The sequence below is a fragment of the Streptomyces alboflavus genome, assembly GCF_000716675.1.
Lineage (GTDB): Bacteria > Actinomycetota > Actinomycetes > Streptomycetales > Streptomycetaceae > Streptomyces > Streptomyces alboflavus.
Genome location: NZ_JNXT01000004.1, coordinates 165,312 through 181,350, shown reverse-complemented (window position 1 = coordinate 181,350; position 16,039 = coordinate 165,312). Strand labels below are relative to the sequence as shown.

Genomic DNA, 16,039 nt, shown 5'->3' with positions numbered 1-16,039 from the left:
AGGTGCGCAGGGGGCGTCAAGGCGTTGGTGCGGACCAACTGCCGAGGGGGCCGACGGTGTTCGTCACCGTCGGCCCCCTCGGCGTGCCCGTTCACGGGCGCTGCCCCGCCCGTGAACGGGCACGTTCTCCGCGTACCCCCGCTGCCGCGAGACGCTCGCGGTCGCTCACTCGTCGACGGCAGCCCCGAACGCCGCGTCCTGCGCGGGCGCGCCGAGCGATCCCGCCCCGTACGTCCACGACCCGGCGGCCGTGACCCCGCCCGCGCCCGCCGAGAGCACCCACACCACGCCGTCGCCGGTGTTCTCGCCCGGCGCCGACGCGAGCAGCCCGAAGCGGCCGTCGCGGTTGGGGTCGGTCAGGCGCACCTGGGCACCCCACTTGTCGCCCTTCTCGGCGGCGCCGGGGATGTCGGCGGAGTTCTGGTCCCACGACTTGGCCCCGGTCCCGGTGAGCCCGGCGGCCGTGCCGCGCAGGACCCACACCGCGCCCGCGTCCGCGACCGTGCCGATGTCCTCGCCGGGCGCGCCGATCGCCACGTCCGCGTAGCCGTCCTTGTCCGTGTCGGCGACGGACAGGTCGGCGCCCCAGCCGTCCCCGCGCTCGGCGGTGCCGGGCACGCCCGGGGCGTCCTGGGTCCACCACTTCACGTCCTGCGAGATCCCCTCGGCGGAGCCGTAGCGCACGCCGACCAGGCCGCCGGTCGTCGTCTCGCCGCCGTCGTCGGGGGAGTGGGGCTCGCCCGTGACCAGGTCGTCGAAGCCGTCGCCGTTGATGTCGCCGGACGCGGCCGCCGGGCCGCCGCGCAGGTCGCCCTGGTGCGTGAGGGCGTCGGCGCCGCCCTTGAAGTAGGCGGACCAGCCGTGCCCGGGCTCCTCGTCGCCGACGGTCACGCCCGACACCACGAGGTCGGCGTAGCCGTCGTCGTCGTAGTCGCCGGTGGTCAGGGACTTGGGCAGGATGTGGCGCTCCTCGGCGCGCGCGGCCGTGCGCCCCGATGCCAGGTGTTCGGTCGCGAGGCGCTTGAGCGGCGCCGCGGCGCGGGCCTGCGGTGCCGCGTCGTACACGAACAGTTCGAGGTCGTCGCGGTCGAGCACGGCGAGGACGTCGCCGGGGGTGTCGCCGGTGAGGCGCGCGGCGGTCACCGCGGACCCGAACTTCTCGCCCTTGGTGGGCTCCTGGGTCTGCAGCCAGTCGCTCGCCGCCCCCTTGAGGCCCTCCTTGGAGCCCCACAGGATCGCGACGCCGCCGGCGTCCGCCCGGTCGCCGATGTCCTCGCCGGGGATGCCGATGACCGCGTCGTCGTAGCCGTCGGCGTCGAGGTCGCCGGTGGCGACGGCCGTGCCGAAGCCGTCGGCCGCCTCGGCGGCGCCCGCGACACCGGCCGTGGACTGGCTGAACCGCGCCACGTCGCTGGTGCCGATGCCTCTGGAGGAGCCGTACTGCACGGTGACGAGACCCGCGCCCTTCTTGCCGCTGACCGTCGCGCCGGGCGCGCCGACCAGGACGTCCTCGTATCCGTCGCCGTCGAAGTCGCTGTTGCGGTCGTTCGCGTGGGTGCCTCCCGGGGTGCCCGCGACGGCTGCGGGGGCGGCGGCGACGGCCAGGCCCGAAACGATGAGGAATGAGGCCGCGGCGACGGCGGCGGAACGGTTCTTGCGCACGAGCGACTCCTGTGCGGGAAGGTGGCCGGGCGGCGCGGGGGTGTCCGGAAAGGGCCCGTTCCTCGTCCGGCGCCCTGTTCGACCGCGGCAGGACCGGAAGGGTTGTACGGGATGTCGCCGCGGGTTCACCGGGACTCCGCCCGCAACTCCCGCTCGGGGTTCAGGTCTTGAGGGCGGGGGGTAGGGTCCGCCTCAGGATGCGTCGGGCTGCTCGGGAGGGGCGCGCATGCACACAGATCCACCGGGTTCGGGAGGTCTCCCGGCCGCCTTCATGGCCGCCGAGACCTCGTCCTTCCTCGACTTCCTCGCCGAGCAGGCGCCGGACCTGCTGCCCGCGCGGCGCGCCCTGCCCGCCGCGCACGACGGCTTCGAGGCGCCGCACGGCACCACGATCGTCGCGGCCACGTACGCGGACGGCGTCCTGGTGGCGGGCGACCGGCGGGTCACGATGGGCAACGTCATCGCCCACCGCGAGTACGACAAGGTCTTCCCCGCCGACGGCCACTCCGCGATAGCGATCGCCGGGACCGCCGGGCTCGCCGTGGAGCTGGTCAAGCTCTTCCAACTGGAGCTGGAGCACCACGAGAAGATCGAGGGCACGGCCCTGTCCCTGGTCGGCAAGGCGAGCCGCCTCACCACCATGGTCCGCGGCAACCTCGCCCTGGCGATGCAGGGCCTCGCCGTGGTCCCGCTGTTCGCCGGGTACGACCTGGCCAAGGGCGTCGGCCGGATCTTCTCGTACGACGTCACCGGCGGGCGCAGCGAGGAGCGGGGCGTCGCGGCCACCGGGTCGGGATCGGTGTACGCCCGCGGCTCGTTGAAGAAGCTCTACCACGAGGGCATGTCCGAGCCGGACGTCGTCCTCGCCGCCGTCCAGGCGCTGTACGACGCCGCGGACGACGACTCGGCGACGGGCGGCCCCGACCTGACGCGCCGTCTGTTCCCGCGCGTCGCCCTGGTCACCGCGGACGGCTACCGGCAACTGCCGCGGGACGAGGTCGCGGAGATCGCCCGGTCGGTGGTCGAAGGCCGCCTGGAGGCGCCGGACGGGCCGCGGGCCGCGGTGCTCTGAGCTCCGCTCAGCGCGGCGAGTCGAGCAGCCATCGTGTCGTCAGTTCGTTGACATCGGCGCGGCTGCGGCCGCCGTGGTCGGCGAACATGAAGTGCTCGGCGATGTACAGCGAGAAAGTGATCAGGCAGCGGGCCTCGACCTCGTCCTCGTCGGAGCAGAAGGCGCGGAAAAGTGAACGCAGGTAGTCCATGTGGCGGTTGTCGACGCGGCGTACGCGTTCGGCGACCGCCGGATCGCGTTGGGCCCAGTCGCGGATCGCCAGGTCCGTCATGACGTCCGTGTCGAGGTCGTTGTCGGTGTCGGCGATGGCGAACAGGCGGCGCAGCCGGGTCTTGGCGTCGCCGCCCTCCTTCTCGACGCGTGCCTCCACCTCGTCGGTGACCTCGCGCTCCCAGCGCTCGAGCATCTCCTCCAGCAGGGTGCGCCGGTCGGCGAAGTAGCCGTAGAAGCCGCCCTTGGTCACGCCGAGGGCCTTCGCGAGCGACTCGATCTGGACGGCTTCCGGGCCGCCTGCCGCCAGGGCGCGCAGCCCTTCGTCGATCCACTTGTGACGCGGGGTCCGAGCCACCGCCATGATCCGCTCCGTTCCTTCGTGACACCTGTCTATACGGCATCGTATAGACAGGTGCTAAGCTCCATCTATACGACCGCGTATAGATGGGGGCCGTCATGGCACTTCCGCACGCCGCGCGCACACCACGACCGAACGAACGGAAGCTCACGCGGGCCGCCGGGTGGCTCGCCGTCGCCTTCGGCGTGGTCCACGTCGTCGTGTCGCCGCTGGACAACCGGGACGTCTGGTCGGACATCTTCGAGCAGGGGCCGTGGCGGACCATCTCGCTGGACGTCACGTCCGAGAACCTGGCCTACTCCGAGGCCTTCTGGGTCGCGCCGGGCAGCTTCGGTGTGCCGGTGCTCCTGTTCGGCGCCTTCGTGCTGTGGACGGCGAAGCAAGGGGCGCGGGTGCCCGCCCCGTTCGGCTGGGCCATGACCGCCTGGGGCGCGGTGCTTGCCGCTCTGCTTCCCGCCTCGCCGGCCTGGGCCCTGGTGGCGGTCGGGGTGCTGCTCGTCCTGGCCGCGCGCGGTCCCGGCGCGGAGCGGCCCGGGACCGCCGGGAGCTGAAGTCCGCCTGCCCGAGCGCCACTTCGAGTCGGAGGTACTCACTCATGGTCCGCACAGTGGTCCCCGCGGCACTGACGGTCGTCCTCGCGGCGATCGGCCTGCTGCACTTCGTCTGGGCGTTCTCCCCCTGGCCGTTGAAGGACGCGATGACGTTCACCAAGACCATCGGCGGCAGCGACGACGGCGTGATGCCGTCGGCGTCGAGCACCGTCGTCGTGGGCCTGTTGCTGATCGGCGGCGCCGCGCTCACCTTGATGGTGAACGGGTCGATCCCGGCGGTCGGGCCGGACTGGCTGCGCCTCGCGGGCATGTACGGCCTGACGGCGGTGCTGCTCGCCCGGGGCCTGGGCGGGTACTTCATGAACGCCGGGGCGGCCGCGGAGTTCCGGCAGTGGAACACGGTCCTGTACTCGCCGCTGTGCGTGGCGCTCGCCGCACTGGGCGGCATCGTCGCGGTGGCCGCGAGCAGGCGTTAGGCCGGCCCTGGAGGCGGCCGTCGGAGCCCCGGCCGACGCCGTCGGCCAGGCCGACCTCACCGGCCAAGCCGACCTCATCGACCAGGCCGACCTCATCGACCAGGCCGACCTCGCCGCGGCCAGGCCCGTGACCCCCGCCGCGACACCTTGACCCCGGCCGCGCCCTACCGTCCCGCCACGTGCCGGTTGCGGGCGGCCCCCAGGCCGACCGCGACCTGCGGCACGAGCAGGACGAGCAGCAGGACGACCGGCAGCGTCCAGTCGTGGGACGCGTCGTGGACGGCGCCGAGGACGGCAGGTCCGGTGGCGGCGAGGATGTAGCCGAAGCACTGGGCCATGCTGGACAGGGGCGCGACGTGCCGGGCGTCCGGCGCGCGCTGCACGATGAACAGGAGCGCGAGGCTGATGGCCGCGCCCTGGCCGAGCCCGAGCAGGCTCATCCAGAGATAGGCGGCGCCGACCGGGGCGGCGAGCAGCCCGGCGTACGCGAGCGCGCAGAGCACCGCGCCGAGGACGGCGAGCGTGCCGGACCGCACCCGCCTGCCGACGATCACGGGAGCCACGAACGAGCCCGCGATGCCGAGCAGCGACGAGAACGACAGCATCCAGCCCGCGTCGCCCGCGTTCATCCCGGCGTCCTTCAGGAGCGTCGGCAGCCAGGCCGCCGCCGCGTAGTAGTTGAGGGACTGAAGGCCCATGTACCCGGTGACCTGCCAGGCCAACGGCGAGCGCCACAGGCCCCGCACGGGGCGCGCCGCCTGCCGGGCCGCCGCCGCGCCGTCCCGGGCACGCGCCCGCAGCTGCGGCAGCCACACCACGACCGCCACCACCGCGAGCGCGCCCCAACAGGCCAGCGTCGTCCGCCAGTTCATGCCGGACGCCTCCTGCACCGGCAGGGTGACGCCCGCCGCGAGCGCGGCGCCGCCGAACAGCGACATCGAGTAGAGACCCGTCATCAGCCCGGCCCGCCCGGGGAAGTCCCGCTTGATCAGGCCCGGAAGCAGCACGTTGGCGACGGCGATGCCCGCGCCGATGACGACGGTGCCCGCGAACAGCGCGACCACCGCGTCCAGCATGCGAAGGGCCGTGCCCGCGCAGATCAGCACCATGGTGGCGAGCAGTGTCCGCTCGGTGCCGAAGCGGCGGCCCAGGCGTGGGGCGACGGGCGCGAGCAGCCCGAAGCACAGCAGCGGCAGCGCCGTGAGCAGGCTCGTGGCCGCCGCCGACATGCCGCTGTCGTCACGGATGGTGTCGGCGAGCGGGGAGACAGCGACCAGGGCCGGGCGCAGATTGAGGGCGAGCAGGACGACACCCAGGCCGAGCCAGAGGGCATGCCGCCCGGTGACGCCGGACGGGGCGGCCTTCGGCAGGTCGGCCGCCGTGCGACCGGTGTCCGCCCGCGCCACGGTGTCCGTGGTGACGGGCGTTTGGCTGTGCATGAGGTTTCTCCTGGGGGTCGTGCTTCGGGTGGTACGTGTGCGGGGCCGGCCCCGGTGGGGCGGGTTCGGCGCGGACGGGGTGGGTCCGGCCCGGACGGGGCGGGTTCGGCTGGACGGGGGCGGTCGCGCGGGCCGTCGGTCCGGGGCGGGGCCGGGGTCTCAGTCGGCCGGGTGCTCCTCGCGCAACGCCGCCATGCCCTCGGCGAGATGGGCGAGCACCACGGCCTCCGCGGTGGCCGGGTCCCGCGCCTCGATGGCGTCGACGATCGCGCTGTGGGCGTCGATCTGATGCCGTACGGAGTCGGGCACGGCCGCACCGATCACGGCCTTGACCGTGGTGCGCATGGCGTCGCTCAGGTGTCCGTACAGCTCGGCGAGCACGGCGTTGTGGGCCGCGGCGGCGACGGCGCGGTGGAAGGTCATGTCGGCGTCGACGAAGGCCTCCGTGTCGCCGCTCTCCCAGGCCCGGCCGCGTTCGTCGAGCGCGGCGCGCAGCGCGGCCAGGTCCTCCGGCGTGCGGCGCTCGGCCGCGTACCGGGCCGCGTCGCGCTCCAGCGAGGCCCGCACCTCGTACGCCTCGAGGACGCTCGCCTTGCGCACCCGGCGCTGCACGGCCGCCCCGAAGTCGCTGCTGGCCCGCACGTACGTGCCGTCGCCCCGGCGCGGCTCCAGCATGCCGGTGTGCACCAGGGCGCGGACCGCCTCTCGCACGGTGTTGCGGCCGACGGCGAGCTGCTCCACGAGCAGCGGCTCGGCCGGGATCTTCGTGCCGACCGGCCACTCGCCGTCCGAGATCAGGCTCTCCATCTGGGCGATGACGAGGTCGACGAGGTTGGTGCGTGCGGTGCTGCGCAGCGGCATCGGTGAGGTGCCCTCTCTGTCCGGGCGGATCTGTCTGGGCGGATCTGTCCGGGCGGACGGGATCGTGACAGACATGGGAACATCCCATGTTTGAGAGTGTCAATCGACCGGCACGCCGACCCCGTCCGGGCAGACCCGTGAAGTGATCTATGGGGCGCCGTTACATGATCTCGGGAAATCCGTAATGCCGGGCGAATAGGTTGATTCAGCACTCGCCGGAAGGCAGAGGGCATATCGAGATATCCGTACCGTGAAGGGGAACATCGCCACCATGCGTCACACCACCCACCGCCGCAGCGCCCTTCGTACCGCCACCATCTCCGTCGCCGTCGGTGCGGCGCTCCTGGCCCCGGCCGCGGCCGCCCTCGCGAGCACCCCGGCCCCGCAGCAGGCCGCCGTGCGGACCGCCGCCCCCAAGCCGGTGAAGATCGACATCGGCGCCGGCGTCACCCTCCAGGTCAAGGGCGGCAAGCCGTACTACAACGGCAAGGCCCTGAAGCCCGGTCAGACCGTCCAGGACGGCATCTACCTGCACCTCAGCGCCGACGGCAAGAAGCTGTACAGCAAGACGCAGGGCGGCGGCACGCCGTACGCGATCTGGGACGTGAAGACCGGCAAGAGCCTCGGCACCCAGAAGAACAGCCCCACCGCCAAGGTGAAGGCCGCGCTGACCGCGAAGCCGTCCGCGACCTCCGTGAAGGCCTGGCAGGAGCTGCGCGTCAGCGGCAAGGCGACCGGCATCAAGGCCGGCACCAAGGTGGGCCTCCAGCAGAAGCAGCGCGGCACGTGGAAGACGCTGCCTGCGTCCACCACCGTCAACAAGTCCGGCGCGTACACGCTCCGCGTGAAGCTCGGCCTGAAGGGCAAGAACGAACTCCGGATGAAGAGCGGCGCCACGCTGTCCCCGGTGTTCACGGTCACCGTGCGCTGACGCCGACACCCCCCCACGGATTCGGGCCCCCGGCCCTCCGCACGCGGATCGTTCCCGCCTGCGGAGGCCCGGGGGCCCTCCGCGTCACGGCGACCCCGGCCAGTCGGCCGCGGCGGCCACCGCGTCCGCGACCTCCGTCACCGTCGCGCCGTCCGTGTCGACGTGCGCCCCGCCGATCCCGGCCCGCGCCAACTCCCCGGCGACCGCCGCCGCTTGCCCGGCGACCCGCAGCAGCTCCGCGGTCGGCCGCCCCCGCAGCGGATCGCCCGGCTGCGCCCAGCCGAGCCCCTGCCCGCGCCGCAGGATCCGGCGCGTCAACTCCTCGCGCCCGGCGTGCAGTCGGCGCACCGTGACGGCCGTTCCGGCGAGGGCTCGCGTGTACGTCCCCAGGGAGGCCTCGTCCGTCGCGGGGCCCACGATCGTGAGGCGACGGGCCCCGGCCGTGCGGTAGTTGCGCCACAGGTCCGCCAGGACGCGCGCCTTGGTCCGGTGGTGGTCCGGGTCGCAGGGCGGGGCGGGGGAGAGGAAGCCGACCTGGTCGAGGTCGATGAACGCGGACCCGAACCCGGCCCGTGCGGCCCGCAGATGCAGCGGGAAGCCGACCGCGGACTTGCCGGTGCCGGTGGCGCCGCACAGCCAGAGGGCGCGGGTGCCGCCGGGCGGAACGGTGTCCCGCGCCCCGGGGGCCGGGAGCCGTTCCGGGTCCGCCGCCCCCGGCCACCCTCCCACCCGCTCCACGACCTCGCCGACCGACAGGCCCCCCGTCTCGACGCACATATCCGCGAAGCCGCTCGCGTCCAGCTCGTCCGCGTACCGCAGCACCGCGGCCACCGTCTCGTCGCGCGAACCCCCCGCCGCCGACGCCCCGTTCGCGTCCTCGCGCCCGACGAACCGGTCCCGCAGCTCCCGTCGGCCGGCGCGCAGGCGGCACACCGTCAGCGCGACCCCCGAGAGCCGGTCGGCCCGGACCCCGCGGTCGGCCTCGACGACACCGGACACGACGACGCACCGCGCGCCCGCCGCGCGGAAGTGGGCGATCACCGCGCCGAGGTTGGCCGCCTTCAGCGCGTGCCGTCCGGGGTCGGAGGCCGGGTCGGGGTGGCAGATCCCCAGCTGGTCGACGTCTGCGTACCCGGCGGGGACGCCCTCGTCCGTGAGCCGGGAGTAGATCTCCCAGCCGACGGTCGTCTTCCCGACCCCGGGAGGGCCGCACAGCCAGAGGACGGGCAGGAGGCGCATGCCGCGAGTCTCGCCCGCGCGCCGCGCGCGCGTCGAACGGTTTGCGGCGGCCGATCAAGGTCTGGAATTTTCGTCCAAGGCGTGTACATTGTGTCCAGGTGGCCCGGTCGCGGAGCCGGGAACCCGGTCACGACCGGGACGTACGAGGAGCGCGAGGAGCACGAGGCCCGACATGAGCGCCGCGGAAAGTCCGCCAGCAGCCGGTTCCCCCCGGGACGACGAGCGGGACGCGATCCTCGCCGCGCTCGTCCCCGTCGCCGACGGCATCGCCGCCACCTTCGGCTCGCTGTGCGAAGTGGTCGTCCACGACTACCGACGGCCGGAGAAGTCCGTCGTGTCGATCGCGGGGTCCGTGACCGGGCGCCGCGTCGGCGGTGCGATGAGCGAGATCGGGATGGGCATGCTCGCCCGCGGCGACGAGGCGGGCGACGAGCTGAACTATCTGACGCGCACTCAGGACGGCAAGCTGGTCAAGTCGTCCACGGTGCTGCTGCGCGACAGCGGCGGCGCGGTGTTCGGCGCGCTGTGCGTCAACCTCGACATCACCGCCGTCCAGCAGGTGGGCACGCTCATCGGTGAACTCGCCGGTGTGGCGGCCCCGGCGGACGTGCCCACGACCACCTTCGGGGACTCCGCCGAGGTCGTCGACGCCGTCGTGGGGTCCGTCGTGGACGCCTATCAGCTCCAGCGCAGCCGCCCCTGGGGCGAGCTCGACCGCGCCGAACGCGTCGAGCTGTTCCGGGGCCTCGACGAGCGCGGTGTCTTCGCGGTCCGGCGCGCGGTGCCGCAGGTGGCGGAGCGCCTCGGCATCTCCCGCGCCTCCGCGTACAGCTATCTCGCCAAGGCCCGGGCCGAGGAGCCCCCGAAGGACGGGCCCGACACCGCACCGGGGGCATCCGCATGACGAGACAGGGAGCACCCGCATGACGAGCACACCCCCGGTCACCCTCGACGACGTCCGCGACGCCGCGGCCCGGATCAAGGGCGTCGCGCACCGCACCCCCGTGCTGCGCTCGCGCACCCTCGACGCCCGTGTCGGCGCCGAGGTGTTCCTCAAGTGCGAGAACCACCAGCGCGTCGGCGCCTTCAAGTTCCGCGGCGCCTACAACGCCGTGTCCCGCCTCTCGCCGGAGCAACTGGCCAAGGGCATCGCGTCGTTCTCCTCCGGCAACCACGCCCAGGCCGTCGCCCTCGCCGCCCGCGAGCTGGGCAGCAGCGCCGTCATCGTCATGCCCGAGGACACCCCGGCCTCCAAGCGCGCGGCCGCCGAGGGGTACGGCGCCCAGATCGTCACGTACGACCGCTACACCGGCGACCGGGAGGCCATCGGCGCGGCCCTGGCCGCCGAGCGTGGCCTCGCGCTGATCCCGCCGTACGAGCATCCGCACATCATCGCGGGACAGGGCACCGCCGCCCTCGAACTCATGGAGGAGGTCGGCGAGTTGGACCTGCTGCTCGTGCCGGTCGGCGGCGGAGGGCTGATCGCGGGCAGCTCCACCGCGGTGAAGGGGCTGAGCGGCAGCGTGCGGGTGGTGGGCGTCGAGCCGGAGGCGGGCGACGACACCAAGCGCTCGCTCGCGGCTGGACACCGCGTGACGATCCCCGTGCCGCGCACCATCGCCGACGGTCAAGCCGCCGAGATCCCGGGCGAGTTGACGTTCTCCATCAACCGGCGGCTCGTCGACGACATCGCCCTCGTATCCGAAAACGACATCCGTGACGCCATGCGGTTCGCCTTCGAACGCCTGAAGACCGTCGTCGAGCCGAGCGGCGCCACGGCCCTCGCCGCCGCCCTCAGCGGCCGCGTCGACCGCGTGCCGCCCCGCGTCGGCATCATCCTCTCCGGCGGCAACGTCGACGCCCGGCGCTTCGCGGAGATCTGCGGCGCCTGACCGGACCGGGCCGAGACCGTGGGGAGCCGGTCCGGGCCCTCCGTACGGCGACCGCGCCGGTCCCGGCGGCCCGGCGCACGACCCCCGCACCACGGCCGGGCGGTCACTCGCGGAGCAGCTCCGCGACCCGCTCGGCCGTCCACCGCCCCGCCGCCCCCGGACACCCCGCGAGATACGCGGCCACGGCGGCCCCGTCCCACGCGTCCGCCTCCAGAAGCCCGGCGGCCAGCTGCCGGAGATAGCCCTCGGAAGGGGCGTTCAGGGGCACGTCCCCGAGCGCCCACGGCGCGGTGAACGTGAGCACCGGAAGGCCGTCCAGCGTCCCCGGGCACACCAGCGTCTCGTAGCGCCCCTCGCCGAGCCGGGCCCGGCCGTGCCGCAGCGCCGGTGCCAGGTCGGGGCCCGTCCCCGGCGCGCGGTACATCTCCTGGGCGGCGATGTCGCGGAACTGCCCCGCCGTCACCAGATGGGCGCGCGCGAACACCCGCCCCCGCGCGTCGGGGTCGTAGAAGGCCCGGCCGCCCGTCCAGAGCGCGGACTCGGTCGCGAAGTACACGACGCCCCGCAGCTCCACGGGCACGGACTCCCGCGGCGGACGCGGGTCCCGGCAGCCGGGCGCGGCCAGGGCGGCGCCGGGCGGCCGGCCGCCCTCGATGTAGTGCATCAGGCGGCCCCGCCGCGTGTTGGAGCCGTAGGCCGCGTACCAGACCAGCTCCGGCACGCCCGCCGCCCGCTCACCGCCGCCCGGCTCGGCCGACCGCCCGCCGTCCGGTTCCGCTGCCCCGGCTTCGATGACCCGTACGCGACTCACGTCCTGAACGACCCCTCGGGTGGCTCGTCTCCCGGCGGGAAGCCGCACGTCCAGTCCAGGTCGTACCGCTGGAACAGCTCGGCCCGCAGCACGTCGAACGGCATCGGGGCGCCCGGGATGAGCAGCGCGAACACCGCGCCCATCAGCAGGGCGCGCAGCATGCGGTAGTCCGTCTCGGCCTCGGGCGACCCGTGCCGCGACACCGCCTCGCGCAGCAGGAAGGCAAGACGCTGCTGCTCGGGGCACTGCACGAACCCCTCGGCCTGGAGGATGCCCGCCATGTGTGTGCGCATCAGCATCTGCTGGTCGCGGGCGAGGCCCAGGATCGCGTCGATGGCGCGGGCGAGCAGCTCGTCCCCGTCCTCCGTGCGCGGCTCCCGCTCCAGCGCTTCCTGCAGCGTCATATGCATCAGGCGGTGCACGGCCGACTGCAGGAGCTGGCGCTTCCCCGGGAAGTAGTACGACACCAGACCGCGCGCCGAGCCGGCCCGGTCGGCTATGTCGGCCAGGGTCGTGGCCTCGTAACCGCGCTCGCTCACCAGCTCCACCGTGGCCTGCAGAAGCCGCTCGCGGGAACGTCGCCGCAACTCTTCATTGACCGATGGGCTACGCGGGGACATCCTGTAACTCCTGCGTTGACTGGCTCACAGCCAATATACTCAGGACGACCCGGCCCTGGCCGTCATGGGCCGGTGCGGTCCGGGGCAGGCAACACCGCGGGGGAGTGTTGCCTGCCCTTGGGCAGCCGGGGATCCGGGGCGTCGCGCGCGCGTACGCGCTCTTCTCGCGGATCCGGCTCCGCCTCCTTACAGTGGGCCGGGGGCCGAGGAGGCGCTTGGACATGGACCAACAGCAGATTCTGGCGCGGATCACCGAGATGGTCGACGCCGAGAAGACCCTGCGCGAATCGCTCGCGTCCGGGGCGATCGACGAGGCGACGGAGCGGGCCCGCCTCGGCGTCCTGGAACGGGAACTGGACCAGTGCTGGGACCTGCTGCGCAGGCGGCGGGCCAAGGAGGAGTTCGGCGGCGACCCCGACTCGGTGCGGGCGCGGCCGGTGGCGCAGGTCGAGGGCTACCAGTCCTGAGGCCGCGGGCCAGTCCTGAGGCGCGGGCGGACGACGCCCGGCCTCAGCGCGCGCCCGCGCCCTCGACGAGCCCGAGCACGGGCCGCAGGCCGTCCGGCCGCCGAGCCACCGGCAGATGCTCCACGAAGTGCACCGCGCAGCCCAACGCGGCCGCACCCGCGTCCGCACGCCGGTCGTCGCCCACCATCAGCGTGTCCTGCGGAGCCACACCGAGCCCGGCGCAGGCCTGCGCGAAGATCCGCGCGTCCGGCTTCTGCACGGCGTGCTCGTACGACAGGGCGTACACGTCGACGTACGGGTCCAGGCCGTGCGCCCGGAAGACCGGCCGCAGGTCCCACCCGATGTTGCTGACGACACCCACGCGCACACCCAGCTCCCGCAGCCCCCGCAGGACCTCCGGCGCGTCGTCGTAGGGCCGCCACGCCTCCGGCGTCCGGTGCCGCTCGTACAGCGCGTCGTACAGGGCGGGATCGGGCAGCTCCACGGTGCGGGCGATGCCCGTGTACGCCGCCCGGTGCAGCTCCGCGCTCTCGTCGCGCCGCGACCAGAGGTCCACGAGACGCTCCGGTACGTCGACCGTCGGCGAGCCGCCCGGCAGCGCGCCCGCGCGGTCGAGCGCCGCCGCGAGCCGCGCCACCTCGTCCTCCGGCAGCGTCAGCCTGCTCGCGGTCAGCGTTCCGCGCAGCCAGGAAGCGGTGGACTCGATGCGGAACAGCGTCCCGGAGAAGTCGAAGAGCACGCCCTTGATCGCCATGACAGCGATCCTCCGGGACCGGCCGGACGACGGTCAAGGACGCGCGGGGCGGCGCCGGGCGAGGGGACCGGTCAGAGGCGCCCGGCGCGGTCCGGACGCTGATCCTCGGGCACGAAACGCTCGTACGCCGTCACGGCCACCGCCACCGTCAGGCCCCCGAGCAGCGTGCCCTCGACGACGTCCGACGCCCAGTGGACGCCGAGCCACACCCGCGTGAACCCCACACCCACCACGGACACCACGGCGACGACGAGCCCCGCGCGCCACACCAGCGCCCCGGCGCCGTACAGCCTCAGCAGCCACAGCATCAGAAGGCACACCACGGTCGCGGTCATCGCGTGCCCCGACGGGAACGCCGCATAGCGCGCCGAGTCCACCGGGTCCGGCCACTCCGGTCGCTCCCGGCCCACCGCGGCCTTCATTCCCTGCTGCACCAGCGTCCCCACCAGGGAGGTCGCCGCGAGCCAGCCCGCGAGCCACCACGCACGCCGTGCCACCAGCCACAGCACGACGACCGTGACGAGCGCGCGCATGGTCCAGGGGTCCCACACCCAGTCCGTCAGGACGCGCGCGGTCTGCGTCAGGCCCGAGTGCCCGACCGCCCAGCGGTGGGTGGTCCGCGCGATGTCGTCGTCCAGGGCGAGCAGCGGGTGCCACTCGGCGGCGACGAGGACGAGGAGGAGGACGGACGGGACGGCGAGGAACAGGGCGGCGCGCGGGGCGCGGGTGGTGCGCCGGGTCGCTCCGGGCGGTGCGGAAGGCATACGTCGATCCTGGCCGATGGAGGGCGGCGGCACCTAACCGAGGGCGCGCAGCGCCGGGACGAAGGCCACGAGCAGGGGCACGACCGGGACGAGCGCCGCGGCCGCCGTAAGCCGCAGCCGACGCCCCGCCGTGAGCCGGGGGCGGGCCGAGAGCAGCCGGTGCACGCGCTGCGGCACATGGGCCTGCGGGGTCGGGCAGGGCCCGAACACGCCCCGCTCCTCGTTGAGTTCGACCAGGGCGAGGGCGATGGTGAGCCGGCCGAAGCGGCGCGACGCCACGTCGTCGGCGGCCAGTTCCACGAGCCGGTGCATCTCGTCGCGGAACGCGGCGAACACCGGGACCTGCGGGAAGCCCGCGGCGAGCGCGCCCGAGCAGTGCAGCAGCCAGTCGTGCCGGGCCTGCGCGTGGCCCTGCTCGTGGGCCAGCACCGCATCCAGCTGACGGCCCTTCAGGCGGCGCAACGCGGCGGTGGTGATGACCAGTTGGGGTGCGGCGCCGGGCAGCCACCAGGCGTCGGGCCGCTCGCCCTCGAGCACCACGAGCCGGTCGGCGCCGGGCTCCTCGCCGGGCAACAGCGGTGCCCGCACGACGAGTTCGGCGCGGCGCTTGGTGCGTCGGGTGCGGGCCCGGGCGATCTCCCGGGTGAGCATCGCGGCGGTCCATACACCGCCGCAGGCGAGCACCACCGCCGTCACGGCCGCCCACGGGGTCGGCCCGAGCGCGTACGCCTCCACGACGCCGCGCGGCGCGGGCGCGAACAGATGCCCGCGCACCGCCTGCCAGGCGGACGCCGCGCTGAACGTCATCGACAGCGCGCAGCACAGCAGGACACCCGCCACCACGCACTGCCAGACCCACAGCGCGACCACCGGTTCGCGCTCCACCCAGTCGGCCCTCGCGAGCATCCTGGGGGCGACGACGGCGGTCAGCGCGCCGAGCAGCAACAGCGCGACGGGGACCATCATGGGTCAACCCTATGAGGGCCGCGCCGCGCGGGGGTATGGGCAGCCACCGCAAGTGACGTACGCCACGACGGAATCAGGTGTCCCGGGGCGCGCGGGCCCTCCGCGGCGAGGCGCCGAAGCGCCCCTTCACTGCATCGGCACCAGCGGTCTCACGACATCAGGACCAGCATCGCCAGCATCCCCATGCTCATCGCGAGGCGGCACACGAGGACCAGCTCCGGCCGGTCGGCCCAGCCCACGGCGCCGTCCGGACGCGGCTCTGCGGCGCGGCACGCCGCCCGGTCCCCGCCCCCGCCCGGAGCCCCCTCGCCCCCGGCGACCACCGCCCCCACCGGCGCGAGGCGCGCGCCGGAGAGCAGGACGTGGCCGGCGAAGTACAGGAGCAGCGCACCCGTCACCACCGGCACGCCCGTGCCGCCGTGACCGGCGTGGCCGCCCGGTGCCGCCACCATCGCCGTCGCCATGTACACCATCGCCAGCGCCCCCACGACGTGGTGCAGGTGGCGCGGGGCGCGCACGGCGGGCCACGCCATCCACAGGCCCGCGGCGGCGAACACCGCCGCGTACCCGAGCCACACGCCGCGCGGCGGCTGCACCACCGTGGCGGGCAGGGCCATCACCGCCATGCCGAACCCCATGAGCGCCTCGCCGCCCGCCGTGCGCCGCTGTTCCTCGACGCGGCTGCGCATCCGCAGCAGGCAGTAGGCGCCGCTCCCCGCGCAGAGCGTCACGAGCAGCCAGCTCGCCGACCCCGGTCCGTGCACCGAGCACCTCCTCGACCGACGCGACACCGTCGTCGGGTCGATGCCCGGCCGCGGGGCGGCGTACGGGAGCGCATGGAGGTACGGCAGGCGCGCGGCGAGGGCGCGGAGCGGCGCCCGCGCGTTCGCCGGGGCGGCGCGCCCTCCCCGTGAGCACGGCGGGTCGGAGTTGCTCTGTTCAAGCGTGAGTTGCGTAACTACG

General features: G+C 74.2%; 18 protein-coding genes. 7 read left to right on the top strand and 11 right to left on the bottom strand.

Translation table 11 applies throughout. The annotated features are described in order from the left end of the window. Positions 1-165 precede the first annotated feature (165 nt). Positions 166-1,662, bottom strand: a complete 1,497-nt coding sequence (locus OO63_RS05535) for an integrin alpha (RefSeq protein WP_030358185.1) — start codon at positions 1,660-1,662, stop codon at positions 166-168. Positions 1,663-1,888: 226 nt separating this feature from the next. Between OO63_RS05535 and prcB the strand changes: the two genes are divergently transcribed. After that, on the top strand, positions 1,889-2,734 hold the full coding sequence (gene prcB / locus OO63_RS05530) for a proteasome subunit beta (RefSeq protein WP_030358184.1): 846 nt from the start codon (positions 1,889-1,891) through the stop codon (positions 2,732-2,734). A 7-nt stretch (positions 2,735-2,741) separates the two neighbouring features. Here the strand turns inward: prcB and OO63_RS05525 are convergent, their stop codons facing one another. Further along, the gene (locus OO63_RS05525; protein WP_030358183.1) at positions 2,742-3,308 is read right to left on the bottom strand and encodes a TetR/AcrR family transcriptional regulator; all 567 of its coding nucleotides are present in this window, start codon (positions 3,306-3,308) and stop codon (positions 2,742-2,744) included. Positions 3,309-3,403: 95 nt separating this feature from the next. On the opposite strand from OO63_RS05525, the gene OO63_RS42040 reads away from it, so the two are divergent. Together OO63_RS42040 and OO63_RS05515 are read left to right on the top strand one after the other, a co-directional pair. Then, positions 3,404-3,856, top strand: a complete 453-nt coding sequence (locus OO63_RS42040; RefSeq protein WP_157853948.1) for a DUF6463 family protein — start codon at positions 3,404-3,406, stop codon at positions 3,854-3,856. Positions 3,857-3,900: 44 nt separating this feature from the next. Beyond that, positions 3,901-4,332: a DUF3995 domain-containing protein gene (locus tag OO63_RS05515; RefSeq protein ID WP_030358181.1), complete on the top strand. Its 432-nt coding sequence runs from the start codon at positions 3,901-3,903 to the stop codon at positions 4,330-4,332. A 164-nt stretch (positions 4,333-4,496) separates the two neighbouring features. On the opposite strand, the gene OO63_RS05510 is transcribed toward OO63_RS05515, so the two are convergent. Together OO63_RS05510 and OO63_RS05505 are read right to left on the bottom strand one after the other, a co-directional pair. Beyond that, entirely contained in the window at positions 4,497-5,771 is a 1,275-nt protein-coding gene (locus tag OO63_RS05510) for a CynX/NimT family MFS transporter (RefSeq protein WP_234311143.1), read from the bottom strand. Between the two features lie 159 nt (positions 5,772-5,930). Then, positions 5,931-6,632, bottom strand: coding sequence for a FadR/GntR family transcriptional regulator (locus tag OO63_RS05505; protein WP_030358179.1), 702 nt, complete (start codon positions 6,630-6,632; stop codon positions 5,931-5,933). Positions 6,633-6,903: 271 nt separating this feature from the next. On the opposite strand from OO63_RS05505, the gene OO63_RS47520 reads away from it, so the two are divergent. Further along, positions 6,904-7,563, top strand: a complete 660-nt coding sequence (locus OO63_RS47520; protein ID WP_125263065.1) for a hypothetical protein — start codon at positions 6,904-6,906, stop codon at positions 7,561-7,563. An 84-nt stretch (positions 7,564-7,647) separates the two neighbouring features. Here OO63_RS47520 and OO63_RS05495 read toward each other — a convergent pair whose 3' ends face one another. Further along, a complete protein-coding gene (locus OO63_RS05495) occupies positions 7,648-8,802 on the bottom strand; it encodes a hypothetical protein (RefSeq protein ID WP_030358177.1) in 1,155 nt (384 codons plus the stop codon). Positions 8,803-8,974: 172 nt separating this feature from the next. Between OO63_RS05495 and OO63_RS05490 the strand changes: the two genes are divergently transcribed. Both OO63_RS05490 and OO63_RS05485 read left to right on the top strand, forming a co-directional pair. Next, positions 8,975-9,706 (top strand): helix-turn-helix transcriptional regulator, encoded by a 732-nt coding sequence (locus tag OO63_RS05490; protein ID WP_030358176.1) that lies wholly within the window; start codon positions 8,975-8,977, stop codon positions 9,704-9,706. A 19-nt stretch (positions 9,707-9,725) separates the two neighbouring features. Further along, a complete protein-coding gene (locus OO63_RS05485) occupies positions 9,726-10,694 on the top strand; it encodes a threo-3-hydroxy-L-aspartate ammonia-lyase (protein ID WP_030358175.1) in 969 nt (322 codons plus the stop codon). Positions 10,695-10,797: 103 nt separating this feature from the next. Here OO63_RS05485 and OO63_RS05480 read toward each other — a convergent pair whose 3' ends face one another. Both OO63_RS05480 and OO63_RS05475 read right to left on the bottom strand, forming a co-directional pair. Continuing rightward, the gene (locus OO63_RS05480; protein ID WP_234311148.1) at positions 10,798-11,358 is read right to left on the bottom strand and encodes a histone deacetylase; all 561 of its coding nucleotides are present in this window, start codon (positions 11,356-11,358) and stop codon (positions 10,798-10,800) included. A gap of 143 nt (positions 11,359-11,501) precedes the next feature. Further along, positions 11,502-12,125 carry a TetR/AcrR family transcriptional regulator gene (locus OO63_RS05475; RefSeq protein ID WP_030358173.1) on the bottom strand — a complete coding sequence of 208 codons (624 nt, stop codon included), beginning with the start codon at positions 12,123-12,125 and terminating at the stop codon, positions 11,502-11,504. A gap of 221 nt (positions 12,126-12,346) precedes the next feature. Between OO63_RS05475 and OO63_RS05470 the strand changes: the two genes are divergently transcribed. Continuing rightward, the gene (locus OO63_RS05470; RefSeq protein ID WP_030358172.1) at positions 12,347-12,592 is read left to right on the top strand and encodes a DUF2630 family protein; all 246 of its coding nucleotides are present in this window, start codon (positions 12,347-12,349) and stop codon (positions 12,590-12,592) included. Between the two features lie 43 nt (positions 12,593-12,635). On the opposite strand, the gene OO63_RS05465 is transcribed toward OO63_RS05470, so the two are convergent. The 4 genes from OO63_RS05465 to OO63_RS05450 form a co-directional block, all read right to left on the bottom strand. Continuing rightward, on the bottom strand, positions 12,636-13,346 hold the full coding sequence (locus OO63_RS05465; protein ID WP_030358171.1) for an HAD family hydrolase: 711 nt from the start codon (positions 13,344-13,346) through the stop codon (positions 12,636-12,638). A gap of 71 nt (positions 13,347-13,417) precedes the next feature. After that, positions 13,418-14,110, bottom strand: a complete 693-nt coding sequence (locus OO63_RS05460; RefSeq protein ID WP_051810570.1) for a phosphatase PAP2 family protein — start codon at positions 14,108-14,110, stop codon at positions 13,418-13,420. Between the two features lie 33 nt (positions 14,111-14,143). Further along, positions 14,144-15,076 carry a M56 family metallopeptidase gene (locus OO63_RS05455; protein ID WP_030358169.1) on the bottom strand — a complete coding sequence of 311 codons (933 nt, stop codon included), beginning with the start codon at positions 15,074-15,076 and terminating at the stop codon, positions 14,144-14,146. 149 nt (positions 15,077-15,225) lie between these two features. After that, positions 15,226-15,840: a DUF5134 domain-containing protein gene (locus OO63_RS05450; protein ID WP_030358168.1), complete on the bottom strand. Its 615-nt coding sequence runs from the start codon at positions 15,838-15,840 to the stop codon at positions 15,226-15,228. Positions 15,841-16,039 lie beyond the last annotated feature (199 nt).